Origin of the sequence: Streptomyces sp. JJ38 (assembly GCF_019303475.1) — a bacterium.
Lineage (GTDB): Bacteria > Actinomycetota > Actinomycetes > Streptomycetales > Streptomycetaceae > Streptomyces.
Genome location: NZ_JABLSI010000069.1, coordinates 1 through 18,732 on the forward strand (window position 1 = coordinate 1; position 18,732 = coordinate 18,732).

The window sequence follows — 18,732 nt, forward strand, 5'->3', positions numbered from 1 at the left end:
CCTGCGGCCGCCCCGCCTGCGGCCGCGCGGGCGGGGCGCCTGGCGTCGGCGCGGCGGGCGGCTCCGCCGCCCCCCGCGGGCCGCCGCTCAGCTCGCCGAGCCCGTCGTGCTGCCAGTCACCCTGCGCCGACTGTGCCATGGGGACCCTCTCAGAACGTATCCAGCAGTCGGCCGTACACGCCGAATGCGCCGATCACGACGGGGATCAGCACCACCACGCTGATCGACTCCACCAGGTTCGCCATCCGCCGCAGCCGCACCCGCACGTGGTCCGGGGGACGGATGACGAGCGCGGCCAGCGGCAGCAGGGCCACGGCGGCCAGCGCCGCGAGCGGCCCGGCCGCCGACCGCTCGCCCCACAGCACGAGCAGCCGGACGGCGAGCACCGCCCCGGCCGTCAGCAGGGCCACCACCTCGACGGCCAGCGGGTAGGCGCGGGCGCGGGAGAGGAGGATCACGGCGAAGAGCGCGGCCGACGTGACCTCCCAGGCGGGGACACCGTCCGGGCCACCGCTCACCGTCAGCCAGTCGGCGGCCACCGCGGAGAGCCCGGCCACGACCGTCGCGAGGGCCAGCCCGCGGTGGGTGGCCGCGAGCGCGTTGTCCACCCGGTGGCGGCTGACCGGGGCTCCCCCGGAGCGCTGGTCGTCCAGCCGGGTCAAACCGGCCCCCATCAGCGCGAACCGGGGCAGATAGCCGAGTGCGAGCACGGAGGCGACGCCGAGCACCAGGCCCGCCCCGACCGCGTCCGTCAGAGCGAGGGCCAGCTCCCAGCCGCCCACCGCCACGGCCACGGCGCCCGCGCCGACCAGGGCACACCGGCCGAGCCCGGTACAGACGCCGAGCAGCGCCAGGGCCAGGGCGACGACCGCGCCGACGGCGGCCAGCCGCGCGGCCGCCCCGTCGGTCGTGACCCAGCAGCCGTACGCGCCCAGCACTCCGCCGAGCAGGATCAGCGACGCGCCCGACTCACGCCCGCCCGAGGCCGTCCGACCGCCGAGCGCGGCGGCCGCCGCGCCCAGGGCACCCGCGGCCCCCGCGGCGACGACGAGCCACACCCCGACGGTGTCGGCGCCCAGCCAGATCCGGGCGGAGACGGCGGCGGTCAGGCCGAGGAGGACGTGGGCGACACCGGCCGTCCACACCCGGGTGCCCTCGCCCCAGCGCCAGTTGCGCACGTCCAGGTCGTCGGCGGTCTCGTCGGTGACGTCGTGGACGACGGGGGCGGCGGGCGCCTCCTGCTGGCGCACGAGGCGCAGCACCGCGCCGTCGAGGATGCCGGCCGAGGCCAGCGTGTCCTCCTGCGCGAGGACCGCGCCGTCGGGTGTCACGAGGCGCCGCAGGCCGGGCCGGGCCGCCGCCTTGTCGCCGAGCAGCCGCAGCACGTCCGGCAGCAGGTCGCCGACCGGTTCCTGCGAGGGCAGCACCAGGTCCACGCGCCGCCGCTCCCCCACGAGCGTCACCCGGCTGAGCCCGGGGCGCTGGTCCGTCACGCCCGCCATGAGGCCGCCCGCCCCGCTCCGTCAGCCGCCCGCGCCTGCTCCCGCGCCGGCCCCGTCTCCCGCGGCGTCGTCTCCGGAGCCTCGACGCCGGGGCCGGACGCCTTGTCGTCGTGCTTCAACATCCGCTCGGAGACGAACGACCACGCCACGCATCCCGCGCACAGGACCGCGGCGAGGGCCACCCCACCGAAGATCTTGCCCAGATTCCCGTCCAGGGTGCGGCGCACGCGCCGCGAGCCGAACAGCAGCGCGTCGCGCAGCCGTCGGCGCCGAACCGCGACCGACTCCAGCAACTGGCTGTCGTAGTCCCGAGCCATCGGCTCCCTTCCGCCCGTGTTCGCGCGGGCGCCCCCGCGCCCCGCGCGGCAACACCTTACGACCCGCCGCAGCGCCGCTGTCCACGTCGGTGCGGCTCCACGGCCCGCGCCCGGCCGCCCGCGGCGGGAGTGCCCTGCCTCCCACCCACCTATTGACATTTTGTCAGCAAGCCTTACCTTGAAGTAACCCTCCGGTAACCCGGACACCTCGGGAGGACGCCATGCAGCAGCCAGCCCCCGGGACGGACGCCCGCCCCGCCCCCGCCGACACCTCCGAAGAGCACGACAACCTCGTCCTCCAGCCCCGCGACGTCGCGTTCGACTGGAACGGCCTGCCCCTGCGCTGGATACCCGGCGAGCCGATGGCCAGCCACGTGATCAACGTGCTGCACCTCCTCCTGCCCGAGGGGGAGCGCTGGTTCGTCCGCACCTTCCAGGAGGCGATCCCGCTCATCACCGACGACGAGCTGCGCGAGCAGGTCCTCGGCTTCACCGGCCAGGAGGCCCTGCACGCCGAGGCCCACCAGGGCGTCCTCGACCACATGCTCGCCCACGGCCTCGACCCGCGCCCCTACGTCGAACACCTGGAGTTCATCTTCCACCGGGTCCTCGGCGACCGCCCCGGGCTGTCGCCCGAGCGGGCCCGGGAGTACCTCGTCGAGCGGATCGCCATCATCGCCGGGGTCGAGCACTTCACCGCCTTCCTCGGCGACTGGGTCCTGGGCGCCGACGGGCTCGACCGGGCGGGCACCGACCCCACCATGCTCGACCTGCTGCGCTGGCACGGTGCCGAGGAGGTCGAACACCGCAGCGTCGCCTACGACCTGCTGTGCCACCTCGACCCGAGCTATGTACGCCGCGGCCGCGCCATGGTCATCTCGGCCACGGTGCTGCTCAAGCTGTGGGTCCGCGGGACGCGGTTCCTCATGGCCGCCGACCCCGGGCTGCACCCCGGCGCGCGGCCCACCTGGCGCGGCTACGCGCGGGCCGCGCGCCGCGGGCTGCTGCCGGACCTGCGCAAGGGCGCCCACTCCGTCGTCCGGTACTTCAAGCCGAGCTACCACCCCACCCAGGAGGGCTGCACCCGGCAGGCCGTCGCCTACCTCGGCTCCTCCCCCGCGGCCCGTGCCGCGGCCCACTGACCCGCCCCAGCCGCACCCCGCCGAGGACCCCCGCATGAGCCGCCATCCGATCCCGCCCACCCAGGCGCCGCCCAGCCTGTTCGGGCGGCGCCGCCCCGACCTCTTCCTCCGCCTCCTCGACGCCTTCGCCGACCGGTACATCGCCGTGGCCACCCACAAGGACCGGTACGGCCGCCGCCCCCGCACCCACCGCCCGCCGCTGCGGCTGACGGTCACCTCGCGGGAGGCCGCGGCGGACGACGTCGTCGCCCTGCGGCTCACCGCGGCCGACGGGGCGCCCCTGCCGCCCTGGCAGCCCGGCGCCCACCTCGACCTGCTGCTGCCGTCCGGACGCAAGCGGCAGTACAGCCTGTGCGGCGACCCGGCCGAGCGGTACGCCTACCGCATCGCCGTCCGCCGCATCCCCGACGGCGACGGCGGCTCCCGGGAAGTGCACGACGCCCTCACCGTCGGCACCCGCGTCACCGTCGCCGGCCCGCGCAACGCCTTCCCCTTCGCCGCCGACCCCGCCGTCCTGCTCCTCGCCGGTGGCATCGGCATCACGCCGATCCTCCCCATGGCCCACGAGGCCGCCCGGCGCGGCCTCGACTGGCGGCTCGTCCACTGCGGGCGCACCCGCGCCTCGCTCCCCTTCCGCGCGGAACTCGCCGCGCTCGCCGAGCGTCACCCCGGCCGGGTGGAGCTGCTCACCGACGAGGAGGACGGCGTCCCCGACGTGGCCGGCCTCCTCGGCCGCGCCCCCGCCGGTGCCGCCGTCTACTGCTGCGGCCCCGGGCCCATGCTCGACGCCGTCCGCGCCGCCTTCGAGGCCGCCCCGGCCACGGCCCTGCACCTCGAACGGTTCGCCGCCGCGCCCATCGTCGACGGGAAACCGTTCACTGTGAGGCTGCGGCGCAGCGGCACCGTCCTTTCCGTCCCCGCCGACCGCTCCGCCCTCGACGTCCTGCGCGAGAACGACCCCGGCACGCCCTACTCCTGCCGTCAGGGCTTCTGCGGCGTGTGCAGGCTCCGCGTCGTCTCCGGCACCGTCGACCACCGCGACCGCAAGCTCAGCCCCGCCGAACGGGCCGACGGGGACATGCTCGTGTGCGTCTCCCGCGCCCCCGAGGGCGAACGCCTCGAACTGGACCTCTGACCCACCCACCGATGACCCGCCCACCGGGCCCGGCCCGTCCCGAAGGGGAACGACGAAGACGATGAACCAGAGCCCCGCGCGGCGCGGCACCGCCCGCCCCGCCTTCCCGTTCACCGAACACGACCTCGACCGGTTCCGCGCGCTCCAGCAACTCGCCTACCGCTGCGCCGAGAAGACCGCCGACTGGCTCGAACCCGGCGTCACCGAACGGCAGGCGGCCGCCCGGCTGCGCCGCGAGCTCGTCGCCGAGGGCGTCGAGGACTACTTCCACATCCCCTTCGCCTGGTTCGGCGACCGGACCGCCTTCCGGCGCTTCCGCACCCCGCTCCAGTTCTTCGCCTCGAACCGCCGCCTCGAAGAGGGCATGCCCTTCGTCCTCGACTGCGCGCCCGTGGTCGACGGCTACACCGCCGACATCGGCTACGCGGGCAAGCTCGGCGACAACCCCATCTGGGACCGCATCGCCGTCGACCTGCTCGACTACCGCGAACTCATCGTCGACCTCGTGCGCGAGCGCACTCCGCTCAACGAGGTGTACGCCGCCGTCGACGCGCTCATCGCCCGGCACGGCTACGACAACCGGCACCGTGTCTACCCCGGCCGCGTCATCGGCCATCAGGTCACGCGCAACACCGCACGCGGCCCCGCCGGTGTCACCCTCTTCGGCTTCGGCGTCCGCACCCTCCAGACCCTCGGCCGTGAGCTCATCGGCGAGCGGCTCCACGGCCGCTCGCCCCTGTGGGCCGACGGCCGCGCCTCCCGGCACGCCCCCACCCCCGGCCTGTGGGCCGTCGAACCGCACGTCGGGTTCCGGGACGTGGGCCTGAAGTTCGAGGAGCTGCTCGTCGTCACCGAGGACGACGCCTACTGGCTCGACGACGACCTCCCCCACGTCCGCCGCGGAAAGGAACTCGCCGCCCGATGAGCACCACGCCTCCGAACAGCGCCCCGGCCGTCCGGCGCCGCACCGTCCACTCCACCGGCGTCGAACTCGCCGTCTACGAGCAGGGGGAGCCCGGGCGGCCCACCGTCCTGCTCGTCCACGGCTACCCCGACACCCACCAGGTCTGGGACGACGTCGCCGCCGACCTCGCCGCCGACCATCACGTCGTCCGCTACGACGTGCGCGGCGCCGGCGCCTCCTCCGCGCCCCGCGAGCGCGCCGCCTACCGGCTGGAGCACCTCGCCGACGACCTGAACGCCGTCGCCGACGCCGTCAGCCCCGACCGGCCCGTGCACGTCGTCGCCCACGACTGGGGCTCCATCCAGAGCTGGGAGGCCGTCACCCGGCCCGGCGCCGAGCACCGCATCGCGTCCTACACCACCCTCTCCGGGCCCTGCCTCGACCACGTCGGCCACTGGACGCGGCACCGGCTGCGCCGCCCCACCCCACGCCACCTGCGGCAACTCCTCGCCCAGGCCGCGCACTCCTGGTACATCTACGCCTTCCACCTGCCCCTGCTCGCCCCCGCCGTCTGGCGGCTCGGGCTCGCCGCCGGGTGGCCCGCCGTCCTGCACCGCCTGGAGGGCGTCACGCCCCGCCCCGGCCACCCGCAGTCCACCCTGCGCCGCGACGCGGTGCGCGGCATCGCCCTCTACCGGGCCAACATGCTCCCCCGCGTGCTGCACCCGCGGCTGCGGCCCACCCAGGTGCCCGTCCAGCTCGTCACCCTCACCAGGGACCACTACGTCTCCCCCGACCTCGCCGAGGGCCTGGAGCAGTGGGCGCCCCGGCTCGTGCGCCGCTCGCTCGTCGCCTCGCACTGGTCGGCGCTGCTGGAGAAGGGCAGCGCCGTCGCCGGGATGGTGCGCGAGTTCGCGGCCCAGGGCGCCACCGAGGCCACCGCCAAGCCCGCCACCGGGCCCTTCTCAGGGCAACTCGCCGTCGTCACCGGGGCGGGCAGCGGCATCGGGCGCGCCACCGCCCTCGCCTTCGCCGAGCGGGGTGCCGACGTCGTCCTCGCCGACGTCGACCGGCACGGCGCCGAACGCACCGCCGAACTCGCCCGCCTGCTGGGCGCCTCCGCCACCGTCCACCACGTCGACGTCTCCGACGGCGACACCGTGGACGCCTTCGCCGCCGAGGTCGCGGGGCGGCACGGGGTGCCCGACATCGTCGTCAACAACGCGGGCATCGGCCACTCCGGCACCTTCCTGGAGACCACCTCCGAGGAGTGGAAGCGCGTCCTCGACGTCAACCTGTGGGGCGTCATCCACGGCTGCCGCGCCTTCGGGCGGCTCATGGAGGAGGGCGGCAAGGGCGGCCACATCGTCAACGTCGCCTCGGCCGCCGCCTACCTGCCGTCCAAGATGCTCTCCGCGTACTCCACCAGCAAGGCCGGCGTCGCCATGCTCTCCGACTGCCTGCGCGCCGAACTCGCCCCCTCCGGCATCGGCGTCACCGCTGTCTGCCCCGGCATCGTCAACACCAACATCACCCGGACGGCGACCTTCTCCGGCCTCGACGCCGGACAGCAGGACGCCCGCCGCAAGCGGGTCAGCGGCATGTACGCGCGGCGCAACTTCCCGCCCGAGAAGGTCGCCGACGAGATCGTCCGGGCCGTCCGCGCCAACCGCGCTGTGGTCCCCGTAACCTTCGAGGCGAAGGCCACCCGCGTCCTCGGCCGCCTCTCTCCCGGCCTCCTGCGCCTGGCCGCCCGCCTCGACCTCAAGTAAGGGACGTTCACGTGGCGAAAAGCCCCGGCACCGGCACCCCCGCCCCCGACTTCGAGCTGCCCGGCGTCGTCCTGCGCGACGGCGCCGCGCACCGCGACACCCACCGCCTGAGCGCCGCCCGCGGGGCCCCGCTCGTCCTCGTCTTCTACCCGGGCGACAACACCCCCGTCTGCACCAAGCAGCTCTGCTCCTACACCTCCGAGCTGGCCGCCTTCACCGACCTCGGCGCCACCGTCTGGGGCATCAGCCCGCAGGGCCTCGACAGCCACGAGGCGTTCGCCCGCGCCCACGGGCTCGCCTTCCCGCTGCTGGCCGACACCGAGCGCACCGTCGCCCGCGCGTACGGCATCGCCGTCCCCGGGCTGGGCCTGCGCCGCTCCGTCTTCATCCTCGACGCCGAGGGCCGCGTCCACTGGAAGCACGTCGCCCTCGCCGGCCTCGGCTTCCAGTCCGCCGAAACCCTCCGCACCCACCTCACCGCGCTGGCCGCCGACCCGGCGTGAGGGCGCGCGGGCCCGCGACGTCGACCGCGACGAAGCAAGCCGGACATCACTGAAAAACGATCTCGGATAACCCTCTGCGACGAACCCTCGGCGCCTCGGGCTCAGGCGGCCCGGGGCCGCCGCGGAGGCGGAGAGCACGGCCGCAGGGCCGTCACCGTGCAGCCCCACGGTGACGGCCCTGCGGCCTTTTGGCGGACCCGGCACCCCGGTGGGGGGCTGCCCTGGACACCCCGCCTCCACGGCGACAGGCCGTCGGGTGCTCCAGCGAGGATGCAAGAACCGGATCACGAGCTAAACTCGAATACGAATCGGAATCGAGTATGGCGCTTCGGCTGCACCGCCAGCCGCGCCCGTACGGCCGCTGCGGCAGAACGGAGAGGCTCATGGCCACACCACGGGAAGCACGTGAGGAAACCTGCAAGATCGTCGTGATCGGCGCGGGCATGGCGGGGTTGATGGCGGCCACCACCCTGTCCGACCAGGACGGCGTCATCGTGCTCGAAGCGGCGGACCGGGCGGGCGGCCGCGTGGAGACGGTTCGCAGGGGCGACTACTGGATCAACGTCGGAACGCAGTTCACGGAGGGAACCGGCACCCTGATCGAGGCCCTCGACCGCCACCAGATCACCATGGGGACACTGGCCGGCAAGAAGGTGGCCGTCTCGCTCAACGGAAAGCAGATCGACACGGCCAACCCCGTCGCCCTGCTGTTCCGCTCCCGACTGACCCTGAGGGACCGGCTCGGGATGATGGCGGTCGGCGCTCGCATCCTCGCGGGAGCGGGATGCCTGGAGCTGAACCCCGAGAACGCCCTCGCGAAGAGGACGCGCGCCGCACTCGACGCGCGACCGGCCTCGTACGTTCTCCGGGGCGTGCGTTCCAAGGTCGTGGAGGCCATGGTCCGGTCGTGGTCCGGGCAGTGGATGGGCTGCGAGCCGCAGGAGACGGCCGCGACCCAGTTCGTCATCTCGATGGGACTCGCCCTGGCGGACCCGGCCAAGGTCCCGAACTTCTCCCTGCCGGAGGGCGGGAACCAGACCCTCACCGACATCCTCGCCTCCGACCTCGGCGACCGTCTGCGGCTGAACTCGGCCGTGCGGTCGGTCGAGTGGACGGACGACGAGGTCGTCGTCCACTACACCGGCGAGGACGGCCCGGTGCGGCTGCGCGCGGAGCGTGCCGTCGTGGCCGTACCCAGCGACGTGGCGACGCGCATCCTGCCCGGCCTCCCGCCACGACACCGCCAGGCCTTCGACGACATCCACTACGGCCGGTACGTGGTCGTGGGCTTCTTCACCGAGGAGGAGGGCCGCCCTCAGCGGTGGGACGACTACTACGGCGTGTCCACGCCACAGCTCTCGTTCCAGGCGATCTTCAACCACGCGGCCGCCCTCCGCGGCACCGGCCCGCGAAAGCCGGGCGGCGCACTGGCCTGCTTCGCGGGCGGCGCCGTGGCCGACGGCCTGTTCGAGCTCCCCGACGAGGAGATCGTCGCCCGCTTCACCCGGGACCTGATCTCCGTCTACCCGGAACTCGAGGGCCGGACCGGGAAGGGGATCGTACGCCGCCACCACCGCGTCGTGCCGTTCTGGGCACCCGGCAAGCGCGCCTCCCTGCCGACACTGCGCCAGCCCCTCGGCCCGGTCTACCTGGCCGGCGACTACCAGCTCGACATGCCGTCCCTCGCCGACGCGGCAGCATCGGGCGAAAGGGCCGCCACAGCAGTGCGGGCCAGCCTGTCCCGCCCGCACTGACCCCGTCGGCAGCCACGCCGCCGACGCCGCATCCACCCACACCCGTGACGCGACAGCCCGACATCACACAGGGACGGACCCCTCACGCCATGGAGTCGCCGCCGACATACGGACGCCCGTTCTCCGGGGCGGGCCGCGAGGATGACCACGTAGCACCTGAACCTCACCGATGCCCAGGACATGTCCGCCGTTCCCGGCGCCACCCCTGACACACCGCTCGCAGCCGTCTCCCGCGTCGGCATGGACGCCGACCCCCCGTTGGCGCGGCCCCGGGGGCGCGGACGGCCTGGTCCGCGCCCGGCGTCACCCGTGGCACATCGAGGCGCGGCGGCGAGCTGCGCCGCGCATTCCAACTGCCCTGCATTGAAAAGGAGTTACGTCTTACTCGGAGTAGCACGCGAAGGATTGACGCCTGTCATGCTCACGCTTACTTTCGAGTCAGTTACCGGCCGGTAGATCAACTCGACCATGCGCAACTCGCGGAAAGGCGGGCGCACATGTCTCGTATCTCACCGAAGGCCATCGGCGTGCTGGTGAGCGCGCTGGCCGTCACCGGGCTGGCGACCGGCCCGGCCCACGCGGCCCAGGGGGCCGTCGACGGAACCATCACCGCCGAGGGCCAGACCTGCAGCTGGACCGACGGCGTCACCAGCGACACGTCCCCCAACACACTGACGGTCGACAACGACACCATCAACCAGCCCGGCGGCAACCTGAGCTGCACGGGGAGCACCACCGCGGCGCTGAACAACGACCCGACCGTGACGTTCGACGACACGAACGGCACGGCGACCGTGGACCTGCTGGACGTCTCCGTCACGGTGTGGGGCGTGACGTGCCGGTACCAGGCGTCGGACGTCTCGGCGCAGCGCGACGGAGACACCCGCACGTACACGGCCAACGCCGACATCCCGCTGTACCAGGGCGGCTGGCTCTGCCCCGATCCGGCGTCGGTGAGTGCCACCTTCAGCTTCCGCTGAGCCTGACACGCGGAAGGCCCACGTCCGCCGTGCCCCCTCACCACCACGGCGAGGGGGCACGGCCGGGGAGTGTCCCGTGATGACGTCCCGCCGTCCCCACTTGTCCCGTCCCGTACGCCATGCTCGCAGGTCAGACCGGGTGCCATCCTCGGGATCAGGCAGAGCTCCGCACATCGCAGCGGGACGCAGGGTTCAGCCTGCCATCGTTGGTGATCAGTTGCAGTTACCAGCGAAAAGGGTCATTTCGGTGAGAAAGTTCATGCGTCGTACGGGCGGCTTGGGCAACATGTCGGTGAAGACGGTATTGGCAGCGGTGGCATCGGCCGTGGCCCTCCCCCTGGCTGTCGCCCCCTCAGCCAACGCCGCTCCGGTCTTGGTTTCGTGCTCAAGGGACACCACCAACAGCTCCTACACCGCAAGCTGCGCCCGGGACGTCAACGACGGTGACTCGGGAGGCGTCAGCGGCGCCCTGCGTGTTCAACATGACGCCACTGGCGTCTATGGCCGCATCGAGTTCATCGCCAAGGGCGAGTACGTCAAGATGCGCAACACTCACAAGAACACGGACATCAATTTCACGGTCTACGCTTGGAGTTACCCTCACAACTCGTGGGCCCACGTTGATACGTGGACCCTCAAGCCGGGAACCTCGTACACCGCCAACCTCTCCTTCGCCGAAGGGCGGAAGGTGAAGATCAGGGCCGGTGGCAAGTACTCCAACGGAGACCCCTCGACTGTGTTCGGTGGCGCTGAATACGCTGGGCTGGTCGCCTGAGGGTGTGCAGATAGCCGCAGATCCACAGGTCGGGGTACGTGCGGTAGTCGTTCCTTCCGCACGTCCGGCTCACTGACTCCGACGTGCGCCTGCTGCAGGCGATGGTCAAGCTCCTGGCCTGAAGCCCCGCCACCTCGCTGAGGCGGCCCCGCCCGGCTCAGCGAGGTGGCGGGCAGGTCATGTTCCGCACGGCCCCACGTGCCTCCACGCCGGGGTGTGGCGGACTGGGTACCCGCCCGGTCCGCGTGACTGGATACGACGTTCCGCCGGATCGGCGGACTCCCGGTCTACGTCCTCACGGACGACGAGAAGACGGTCACCACCCGACCACGTCGCCAGCAACCCGGAGAGCCCCGCGGTCGCCCGGCACCACGGCACGACCATACGCACCTGTCTGCCCGCCAGCCCGGAGACCAAGGGCGGCTCGGAGCCGACGGCCGGGCGTATCCCGCTCGGGAGTGCCACGGTTCGGCGCGGTGAGCTGTTGAACGAGTGGCCCACCGCGCCAGGGTTTACGAAGCACCCATGGAAACTTGCCACTTCCCGCGGGACAGATGTACGACGCCGTCGGGCGTGATGCGGACGTGTGCGCCGTACAGCGGTAGCGCACCTTCCGTGTTCAGTCGGGTACGGATGCGTTCAAGGGCGTCCCAGAGGCGTTGCGGGCCGCTCTGGTGCACCTCGGGCGGGTCGGTCCACTCGGCGGCCGCACGTGCCCATGAACCGTCCGGGTGGACCATGTACGCGGTGCGAGTTCGGCCGTGTGTGGCGAATCCGTGCTCCACACCGGGCGTGGTGACTTCCAGCATGGACCGCAGTTCCCATGCGTTGGCCACGTCCACCACGGGGTAGCGGCCGGTGCTGGTGTCGGCCCCGGTCCCCTCGCGGGCGAGCGTGAACAGCTCTGCGAGCGCGGGCGGGTAGTCGTCGCCGGAACGGGTGAGCATGAATCCCGCCCATTCCCGTTCCACCTGGCCCACCACGTCCCCGTTCCGGTCTTTCCACCCGGTAACGACCATGGACGTGCGGGCAAGGGTCGTGGCGATCCGCCCGCCCGGCTTCAACGCACTGAGCACCTCCCGCAGCCCCGCACCGCAAGGGAGCGCGACCGTGGACACGATGCGGTCGTATGAGCCGGGTACGTGCTTGGTGGCGTCCGCCGTGAGCATCTGCGGACGGTAGCCCATGTCCGCGAGTCGCTTCCGCGCTGCACTGACTAGGTACGGGTCCACGTCCAGGCTGGTCACGTTCCCGTCTCCGAGCCGATCACAGGCGTAAGCGGTGAGCCCGCCGGCTCCGGTCCCCAAGTCCAGCAGGGACAGCCCGTCCCCGAGCCGCCCGTGTCGCAGCATCCTGACGACCAAGCTCGGCAGCGTGGCGGATGACGTGGGGCGCCCCTCGGCCCGGTCGCCGGGCTCGGCGTGGTCGGCGTGGAGCGGGCCAACCTTGGTCACCAACGAACGGTTCGCGTAGGCGGCTTCGGCCCATGCGTCCCGGTTACTGGAACCGTCATGCGCCACCCATCGGCCCGAGCCGTCGGATTCCCACCACCGGGGGACCAACTCATGTCGGGCAACCTTGGCAACCGGGAGGCGCCACCGCGAATCGGGGTCGGTGACGTGCTCGGCCAGCCGCTCGGCGTGTTCTTCCCAGTCCATGGGCACGGTGCCCCCTTCCGTTCGTACGCGGGCACGCATGCTTCCTGCTCTGCGGGCGCGCAGTCTTCACCATCAAGGTTCGGATTGCAGTCCGCGCCCACAACGCGCGGCGGGATCTTCGCGGCGCGTTCTGCCCATGCCTTCCCGCCGAGCAGCTCAGCGAGCCGGGTTGCTCGCACGTTGCCCGCCGGGAAGTCTCGGGAGAGCACGCAGCCGGCGAGGTCACCGTTCGGGAGGACGGCGGCACGCCCGCGGGTGCACCGGCCGCACATCTCGTCCAGCGTGGGCGACTGTCCCGGAAGGGCGGCGCGTCCGACTGCCCGTGCTCGGTCGGTGGTGATGTGCTCGACACCCATGGACTCCAGCTCGGCGCGCGCCGCGCGCCGGTCGGCAGGCGTCATGGTGCCGTGGCTCGCTGCGAGCTCGAATCAGACAGGCAGTGCGTGCAAGCGAGTTGGCACTTGCCGGTGATCTCCAGCTCAAGCGATGCGATCGGCACGGGAGACGCTGCGGGCGGTTCGAGCAGAGTTGTTACCGGTCGGCCGCCGCACCGCGTGCTGAAGGCTGACCGGGGCTTGGCTTCCGCCCCGCCACAGAGCGAGTCACGGAACCATGCCGTCCACGGACGGGGCCTATGTGGCGGGGCGGAGTCTTACGGCAGTGGGCTCCGCGGGGACGCCCTGACTGCGGCCGTCATACGGACGACCGAGAAAGGGCGGGGCTGCTGGTGCGGCTCAGCACGGCCAGGGGCCGCGCCCTGAACGCGTACCAACCGGCGTCATCGTGGATGACGAACTCATAGGGCAGCCCCTCCGTGAGCCGCCGCAACGCAGCTTCCTGTACGCGGCCGTCCTCGGCCCAAGCCCGGAGTTCGGCGGGTGCGTCGTGTTCGGCGTGCGTGACGCGTTGCAGCGCGAGGGGCGGAATCCAGGGCGTGGACGGGTCGGGGTCGAGGGCATCCGCGAACCGTCGAGCCCGCCGCCTGAGCCAACGCAGCGCAAGCCGACGGGTGGGGGCGACGAACGCGCCGAGACAGACAGTCGTCCGGGCGTCACCCCCGTACGTCTCCGCGAGATAGTGCGCTCGGCTCATCGGGCACGCTCACTGTCGTCCGGACGGAACGCGTCAAGGAGCTGCCCGGCCGCCGCGTCCACGGCCTCCAACTCGGACGTACGCCCTTGCTCCCGCGCGACGATCGCCGCGTCCAGCTCGGCGAGGAAGGACGCGCGGAACACGTGCTCCGTCTCCAGCCGTTGCAACTCGGCGAAGGCCGCCCGAGGCCGCTCGGCCCGGGCCCAGCGGCGCCAAGCCAGTGCCGCTCCAGCAGTTGAGGCGAGGGCGAGCGCGATGCGCCAACGAGTCGGGGTCACGGCACCCACCGCACGGATCGACGTAGGTCGTTCTCCTCGTTCACCCGCGCCCGGAGCCGCCGCAACAACGGGGAGTCCTCGCCTCCGGCGTCCGGCTCCGCCTCGTCGTGGCCCTGGGGTTCGTCGTGGTCGTCCTCGGGGCTCGCGGGCCCCGGCTCCGCGTCAGCGGCAGGGATGAAGTGCCCCTGCCGGTCCGCGGGTTCGTTCACGTCTGACACCGGCCGCTCCTCTGCGTAGCGACTTCACTACCGGTGCGGCTCAGCGTGACCTAGAGTCAGAACTGTCTTCAACTTACGGAAATTGCTTGTTGAGTTAGGCGGTGACCGTTGAACCGGAAGGAGCTGGACCCAGAAGCGTCGCCTAGCGCGCGGTTTGGGCAGCTACTACGCACGTTGCGTGACGAACGGGGTTGGACTCAAGACGAGCTAGCTGCGCGCGCCGAATGCTCCGGAGCGCATATTTCCGCCGTGGAAACTGGCCGCCGCCCGCCAACTCGTCGATTTGCGGCAAGCCTTGACAGAGCCTTTGGGGCCGGAGACATGTTCGAGCGCCAGAGTCGGGCCGCTCGTCACACGGCGCTCATTGAAGGGTTTCCGGAGTACGTTGCCCTTGAAGCACGGGCAGCAGAGATCCGGCTGTATGAGGTGGGCGTCATCCCCGGTCTTCTTCAGACGCCCGAGTACGCGGCGGCGTTGGAAGCGGACGCGGTGCGACGGGAAGCGATCACCTCTGAACAAGCGGATGAACGGGTCGAGCTCGTAGTGAAGCGGCAAAAGAGCCTTGAGCGATCGCCGTCACCTCTGATCACCGCAGTGCTCGATGAAGGGTGCATCCGTCGCCCGATGGGAGCCCCCTCGACCATGGGCGCCCAGTTCGCACGCTTGCTTGAGTTCGCCGAGCAGCCGAACACCGTGTTGCAGGTTGCCCCGTTCTCCATGGGAGCACGCAGACCGTTCAGCCTGCCCGTCACTGTGCTCACGATGCCGGACCGCTCGTTGGTGTCCTACGCCGAGTCCGCTCATCGAGGCCATCTCGAACGAGAAGGCACGTTCGTGCTTCCACTGATGGCGGCCTACCATCAGCTACAGGGCGAAGCGCTGTCCCAGGCGGCGTCTGTAGACATGATCGAACAGCTTCGAAAGGGCACCCCGTGACGACCGAATCCCCCCGTTGGGTCACGTCCTCCTACAGCGGCAACGGCGGCCAGTGCATCGCGGTCGCCACAAACCTTGCTGCTCCGCGCGGTGTGGTCCCCGTCCGCGACTCCAAGAACCCCGCTGGCCCGGTGCTGGACTTCCCCGCCGACTCGTTCGCTTCCTTCGTGTCGAGCGTCAAGGGCGGAGAGTTCGGCAACGTCTGACGAGTCGGGCCAACCGCACACGTTCGCAGGATGCGCAGACGAAAGCCCCGCCACGTCCCCGAGTTGGGAAGCGTGGCGGGGCACTGTTCATCCTCCCTGCGTTACGGGAGCCAGGCGGGCAGAGATGATGAACCGCAGACTCGGGAGGCACCTGGTCGAGCGCTCGGTCTGACACGTAGACGCCCCATCCCTGGCCGGCCGGGGGGCGTGGGTTGCGTGCGGGTGGCGCTTGGGCGCGAGTTGGCGGATGGCTCGGGCGACAGGTGTACGTTGGGTCACGTGCTGCGTCGTCTGGGTGACGAGGCAGCCCCCGCGGGGTGCTGCGAACACCGCCGCGGGAGCCTACACCGACGAGTGGACGGACCCCACTGACGATGCCCAGCGATCGTAGCGCGCCCCCGCGCGCCCCCTTCCTGCAAACGCCCGATGCGCTCATCGACGATGTCAGGCTCACCGACGCCGCCGTGCGCCTGCTCCAGGCGATGGTCAAGCTCCCGCCCCGCAGCGCCCGCAACAGTGACGCCGTCGCGCGCGGGCTGCGCATGGGCAAGGAGAAGATGAACGCCGCCCGCAAGACGTTGCGGGCCCACGGGCACTGGCACGCCCGCAAGCGGCAGGACCGCGAGGGCCGCATCCGTGACCAGCGGCTCGCCTCCCTCGTCCCGCTGCGGACGCCGGACGAGGTCGCCGCCGGGTGGCAGGCCGCCGAGGAGGCCGCGCGGCTCGGCAAGGACACCGACCGTTCCCGGCGCCTCGGGGTGCGCATTCTCAACTCCGTGGCCTGGTACGGGCCCGGCACGGTCAAGGCCCGCGCTGTGGCCGCCGAACCGGCGGCCGGGTCGGGCGCCGTCCGGCGTACCCGGCGGCGTCCCCCTCCGGGGGACAAGACGGCGGGAAACCAGACCGTTCCTGAACAGGATCCAGGAGTGACATCTGATGCCACGTCCCGGAACTGCGCGCATCCCGAACGGTGTTGGATGCGCTGGTCTCCCGCGTTCTCGTTGTCCCCGTTCGGGTACGTTCATCGTGTGCACGCTCCGTGACGGGTGGGCGGGTTTCCTCACGCCCCCGTGCGCCCGGTTCGGCCTGGACGGTCCGATGCCCACGACGATCGCTCTGGTCGTCGTGGGGCGGTGCCGTCCGTCGCCGGATCGGGTGCCCGAGGGCGCGTCGCCCGATCGCGATGCCAGCGGCATCGTGTCGGGACATCTTTCGCTTGTTACTGGTCAACGGCTTACGCCAGTGTTCATCGCCCCACATCGAGGTATAGGCCGGGTCCACGGCGACGATCGCGAGATCCTGCTCGGCGGCCATCGAGACGAGACGGGCTTTGAGCTTGCCGGTGGGGATGCCGGAGATCAGCTGCCGGAACCGTTTCCTACGGCCGTGCTTCTCGCGGGTCTTCTCGGCCGCGAAGTCGAGGTCCTCGATGCCGATCGCCGTGACGCCGTACTGCTTGGTCCAGTGCAGGAGCTGGGTGATGGCGTGGCGGACCTGGGCGTCACGATGCTGTGCGGTGCCGGACAGGTCGTAGAAGAACCGCTTGGGGTTGCCGACGGGGTTGCCGTGCGGGTCGAGGTGGTAGGCGGCGAAATGGTCGGCGTTGGTGTCGACCCGACCATGCCCTCGGCGCGGGCTGCCTCCAGCGGGATCGTCTTCACCACGGGCTTCTGCCACGAGGCGGTCAGGTACCAACGCCCGCGCTCGACGTCCAGGTGGATGCGGTACGCGACCGCCCGGTTCCCCGAGATGCGGTCGGCCCACTCGGCGCCCCGGTGCGCGAACGCCACCTGCGAGACCAGGACGTACCGGCCGTGCTTGGCGTTGGCCAGGTGGGCGAGCGGGGCGGGCAGTTTGATGGAGACCTCGCCGTCCGGTGTGACGCGGATGGTCTCGTTGCCGTACCGCTTTCCGGACTCTCCGTCGGCGGTGAGGAACCACCGTTCTGCTTCCCACCGCTGCCGCCACTTGGCTTCGGTGAGCTGGGCGGCGTCCAGGTTGTGCCGGGTGTTGAGCAGCCGTCGGCCGCCGCGAACCACGCGGACGCGGCCGGTTTCCCAGTCGTCGCGGGCCAATTCGAGACGGTGTTCCAACGTGTGCAGGCGGCGGGACTTGTGGAACCACTCGCTCTTGGACCGGTAGCCGCCTGGTGCTCGCTTGCTTCCCTTCTCGCCGACGGCGAGGGACAGACGATGCCGCAGCGTGCGGATACCGGTCTCAAGATTGTGGATATGCGCGAGCAGACAGCGTCGGGCCAGCCCGTACTGGTCGTGGGTGGCCTTCGTGATCGAGCCGGCGATACGGGAGGAGGACTGCTCGGTGAGGTCCCGCTTGCGGGCCGCCCAGGCGTCGTTGTCGTGATCCTTCCCCGCTTCGCAGCGGGCCTTGAGGTCATAGGAGGCCAGGCGGCCCTGGTGTTCGCCGATCAGGCGCAATACTCTCTCGTCTTCGGCAGTGAGGTGCTTGAGGCGGTCGCGTATCGCCACACCGGACGGGCCGACGGCGACGAACGGGTCGTCGATGATGCGGAGTTGTTTCTTCTTCGGCTCACTCATCGGCTGCCGCCGCTTCAAGGGCCTTCTTGGCTCGGTTCTTCGCGCTGCGGCGGCCGTACAGGCGGGCACAGAACGACGTCAGTACCTCCACCATGTCGCGCACCAGGTCGTCCTCAACCTCGCCGTCATCCAGTACCACCAGACGGCGGCCCGTCGCGGACAGAGCGGCCTCAACCAGCTCGACGTTCATCCGGCCGAGGCGGTCCTTGTGCTCGACCGCGACAGTCGTCACCTTCGGATCGGCCAGCAGCCGACGGGCCTTGGTCCGGGAACCGTTCATGCCCGAGGCGATTTCGGACTCGACACGGACAACCTTGTGCCCGGCCTTCGCCGCCCACGCCGACAGACGGGCCGTCTGCCGTTCCAGGTCCGGCTTCTGATCGTGAGACGAGACCCGGGCATACAGGCCGACCCCACCGGTCACGGTGGGTGAAGTGTTCGCGTTGATGTTCACCAGGATCGTGCGCGGCCCCACTCGTTCCGCAGGGACCGGCAACGTGCCCTCACGGAACCAGCGGTACGCAGTACGCGGGGCGATCCCCTGTGCGCGCGCCCATTCCGTCAGGTTCATACACAAGACCATACAGCACTCGTGACATCTAAAAGACACTCATGGACACTTACTCGATAGCAGTTCCCGACCCCCCTCCCACTCCCCGAGGGCATCACCGCCCTGACCGGCCCGCTCGCCCGGTACGCCGAGCACGCCGAACGCGTTCTGGTGCAGCTCGGGCGGGTGGACGCCCAGTTCGCGGTGCCCGCCACCAAGGGCGCCCGGCTGGCCCACATCGCCGGGCAGTACCTGCTGCGCGGCAGCCGGCCCGACGCCATCCGGGCGGCCGTCACCCAGGGGTCGCCGCCCGAGGGCGTCCAGTGCCCGGCCGCGTACGTCCGCGCCCGACTGCTGCGTTATCTGCCGCCCCTGCCCGCCGTCCGCGACCTGGCCCGGCCCAGGGCCCCCGAGCCGCCGCCGCGCACCGCGCCCGCCGACGCCCCGCCGCCGCG

Annotated in this window: 17 protein-coding genes and 3 pseudogenes; 12 read left to right on the top strand and 8 right to left on the bottom strand. The window is 71.6% G+C overall.

Going from position 1 to position 18,732, the window contains the following annotated elements; translation table 11 throughout:
* Nucleotides 1-149: 149 nt before the first annotated feature.
* Together HPT28_RS24930 and HPT28_RS24935 are read right to left on the bottom strand one after the other, a co-directional pair.
* Complete coding sequence (locus tag HPT28_RS24930; RefSeq protein ID WP_219093970.1) at nt 150-1,502, bottom strand: EsaB/YukD family protein; 1,353 nt, start codon at nt 1,500-1,502, stop codon at nt 150-152.
* Nucleotides 1,490-1,819, bottom strand: a complete 330-nt coding sequence (locus HPT28_RS24935) for a hypothetical protein (protein ID WP_219093972.1) — start codon at nt 1,817-1,819, stop codon at nt 1,490-1,492. Before HPT28_RS24935 ends, HPT28_RS24930 begins: the two co-directional genes overlap by 13 nt.
* Before the next feature lie 221 nt (nt 1,820-2,040).
* Between HPT28_RS24935 and HPT28_RS24940 the strand changes: the two genes are divergently transcribed.
* The 9 genes and pseudogenes from HPT28_RS24940 to HPT28_RS24980 all read left to right on the top strand — a co-directional run.
* On the top strand, nt 2,041-2,961 hold the full coding sequence (locus tag HPT28_RS24940) for a metal-dependent hydrolase (RefSeq protein WP_219093974.1): 921 nt from the start codon (nt 2,041-2,043) through the stop codon (nt 2,959-2,961).
* Between the two features lie 34 nt (nt 2,962-2,995).
* Nucleotides 2,996-4,096, top strand: coding sequence for a PDR/VanB family oxidoreductase (locus tag HPT28_RS24945; RefSeq protein ID WP_219093976.1), 1,101 nt, complete (start codon nt 2,996-2,998; stop codon nt 4,094-4,096).
* A 61-nt stretch (nt 4,097-4,157) separates the two neighbouring features.
* Entirely contained in the window at nt 4,158-5,021 is an 864-nt protein-coding gene (locus tag HPT28_RS24950; RefSeq protein ID WP_219093978.1) for a M24 family metallopeptidase, read from the top strand.
* Nucleotides 5,018-6,772: an SDR family oxidoreductase gene (locus HPT28_RS24955; RefSeq protein ID WP_219093980.1), complete on the top strand. Its 1,755-nt coding sequence runs from the start codon at nt 5,018-5,020 to the stop codon at nt 6,770-6,772. The genes HPT28_RS24950 and HPT28_RS24955 overlap by 4 nt, the downstream gene beginning before the upstream one ends.
* An 11-nt stretch (nt 6,773-6,783) precedes the next feature.
* Nucleotides 6,784-7,275, top strand: coding sequence for a peroxiredoxin (locus HPT28_RS24960; protein ID WP_219093982.1), 492 nt, complete (start codon nt 6,784-6,786; stop codon nt 7,273-7,275).
* A gap of 383 nt (nt 7,276-7,658) precedes the next feature.
* Nucleotides 7,659-9,029, top strand: a complete 1,371-nt coding sequence (locus tag HPT28_RS24965; RefSeq protein ID WP_219093984.1) for an NAD(P)/FAD-dependent oxidoreductase — start codon at nt 7,659-7,661, stop codon at nt 9,027-9,029.
* A 497-nt stretch (nt 9,030-9,526) separates the two neighbouring features.
* Nucleotides 9,527-10,009 carry a hypothetical protein gene (locus HPT28_RS24970; RefSeq protein ID WP_219093986.1) on the top strand — a complete coding sequence of 161 codons (483 nt, stop codon included), beginning with the start codon at nt 9,527-9,529 and terminating at the stop codon, nt 10,007-10,009.
* Nucleotides 10,010-10,256: 247 nt separating this feature from the next.
* Nucleotides 10,257-10,784: a hypothetical protein gene (locus HPT28_RS24975; protein ID WP_219093987.1), complete on the top strand. Its 528-nt coding sequence runs from the start codon at nt 10,257-10,259 to the stop codon at nt 10,782-10,784.
* A gap of 249 nt (nt 10,785-11,033) precedes the next feature.
* A pseudogene (locus HPT28_RS24980) lies at nt 11,034-11,220 on the top strand (IS21 family transposase); the annotation flags it as partial.
* A gap of 76 nt (nt 11,221-11,296) precedes the next feature.
* On the opposite strand, the gene HPT28_RS24985 reads toward HPT28_RS24980, so the two are convergent.
* The 4 genes from HPT28_RS24985 to HPT28_RS25000 all read right to left on the bottom strand — a co-directional run bounded on the left by HPT28_RS24985 (nt 11,297) and on the right by HPT28_RS25000 (nt 14,030).
* Complete coding sequence (locus tag HPT28_RS24985; protein WP_219093999.1) at nt 11,297-12,442, bottom strand: methyltransferase domain-containing protein; 1,146 nt, start codon at nt 12,440-12,442, stop codon at nt 11,297-11,299.
* A 693-nt stretch (nt 12,443-13,135) separates the two neighbouring features.
* Nucleotides 13,136-13,534: a hypothetical protein gene (locus tag HPT28_RS24990; RefSeq protein WP_219093989.1), complete on the bottom strand. Its 399-nt coding sequence runs from the start codon at nt 13,532-13,534 to the stop codon at nt 13,136-13,138.
* On the bottom strand, nt 13,531-13,812 hold the full coding sequence (locus tag HPT28_RS24995) for a hypothetical protein (protein WP_219093991.1): 282 nt from the start codon (nt 13,810-13,812) through the stop codon (nt 13,531-13,533). The genes HPT28_RS24990 and HPT28_RS24995 overlap by 4 nt, the downstream gene beginning before the upstream one ends.
* Nucleotides 13,809-14,030, bottom strand: a complete 222-nt coding sequence (locus HPT28_RS25000) for a hypothetical protein (protein WP_257579398.1) — start codon at nt 14,028-14,030, stop codon at nt 13,809-13,811. Before HPT28_RS25000 ends, HPT28_RS24995 begins: the two co-directional genes overlap by 4 nt.
* A gap of 108 nt (nt 14,031-14,138) precedes the next feature.
* Between HPT28_RS25000 and HPT28_RS25005 the strand changes: the two genes are divergently transcribed.
* Both HPT28_RS25005 and HPT28_RS25010 read left to right on the top strand, forming a co-directional pair.
* A complete protein-coding gene (locus HPT28_RS25005; RefSeq protein ID WP_219093993.1) occupies nt 14,139-14,966 on the top strand; it encodes a helix-turn-helix transcriptional regulator in 828 nt (275 codons plus the stop codon).
* Nucleotides 14,963-15,172, top strand: a complete 210-nt coding sequence (locus tag HPT28_RS25010; RefSeq protein WP_219093995.1) for a DUF397 domain-containing protein — start codon at nt 14,963-14,965, stop codon at nt 15,170-15,172. Before HPT28_RS25005 ends, HPT28_RS25010 begins: the two co-directional genes overlap by 4 nt.
* Nucleotides 15,173-16,093: 921 nt before the next feature.
* Here the strand turns inward: HPT28_RS25010 and HPT28_RS25020 are convergent.
* Nucleotides 16,094-17,727: pseudogene (locus HPT28_RS25020) on the bottom strand (IS200/IS605 family accessory protein TnpB-related protein); the annotation flags it as partial.
* Entirely contained in the window at nt 17,720-18,298 is a 579-nt protein-coding gene (locus HPT28_RS25025; RefSeq protein ID WP_219093997.1) for an IS607 family transposase, read from the bottom strand. The gene HPT28_RS25025 and the pseudogene HPT28_RS25020, both read right to left, overlap by 8 nt.
* 150 nt (nt 18,299-18,448) lie before the next feature.
* Between HPT28_RS25025 and HPT28_RS25030 the strand changes: the two are divergent.
* A pseudogene (locus HPT28_RS25030) lies at nt 18,449-18,732 on the top strand (hypothetical protein); the annotation flags it as partial.

Coding starts and splice junctions, on each gene's coding strand:
- HPT28_RS24955 (WP_219093980.1), top strand. CDS start 5,018: ATGAGCACCACGCCTCCGAACAGCGCCCCGGCCGTCCGGCGCCGCACC.
- HPT28_RS24930 (WP_219093970.1), bottom strand. CDS start 1,502: ATGGCGGGCGTGACGGACCAGCGCCCCGGGCTCAGCCGGGTGACGCTC.
- HPT28_RS24950 (WP_219093978.1), top strand. CDS start 4,158: ATGAACCAGAGCCCCGCGCGGCGCGGCACCGCCCGCCCCGCCTTCCCG.
- HPT28_RS24970 (WP_219093986.1), top strand. CDS start 9,527: ATGTCTCGTATCTCACCGAAGGCCATCGGCGTGCTGGTGAGCGCGCTG.
- HPT28_RS24965 (WP_219093984.1), top strand. CDS start 7,659: ATGGCCACACCACGGGAAGCACGTGAGGAAACCTGCAAGATCGTCGTG.
- HPT28_RS25025 (WP_219093997.1), bottom strand. CDS start 18,298: ATGAACCTGACGGAATGGGCGCGCGCACAGGGGATCGCCCCGCGTACT.
- HPT28_RS24945 (WP_219093976.1), top strand. CDS start 2,996: ATGAGCCGCCATCCGATCCCGCCCACCCAGGCGCCGCCCAGCCTGTTC.
- HPT28_RS24990 (WP_219093989.1), bottom strand. CDS start 13,534: ATGAGCCGAGCGCACTATCTCGCGGAGACGTACGGGGGTGACGCCCGG.
- HPT28_RS24985 (WP_219093999.1), bottom strand. CDS start 12,442: ATGGACTGGGAAGAACACGCCGAGCGGCTGGCCGAGCACGTCACCGAC.
- HPT28_RS24940 (WP_219093974.1), top strand. CDS start 2,041: ATGCAGCAGCCAGCCCCCGGGACGGACGCCCGCCCCGCCCCCGCCGAC.
- HPT28_RS24935 (WP_219093972.1), bottom strand. CDS start 1,819: ATGGCTCGGGACTACGACAGCCAGTTGCTGGAGTCGGTCGCGGTTCGG.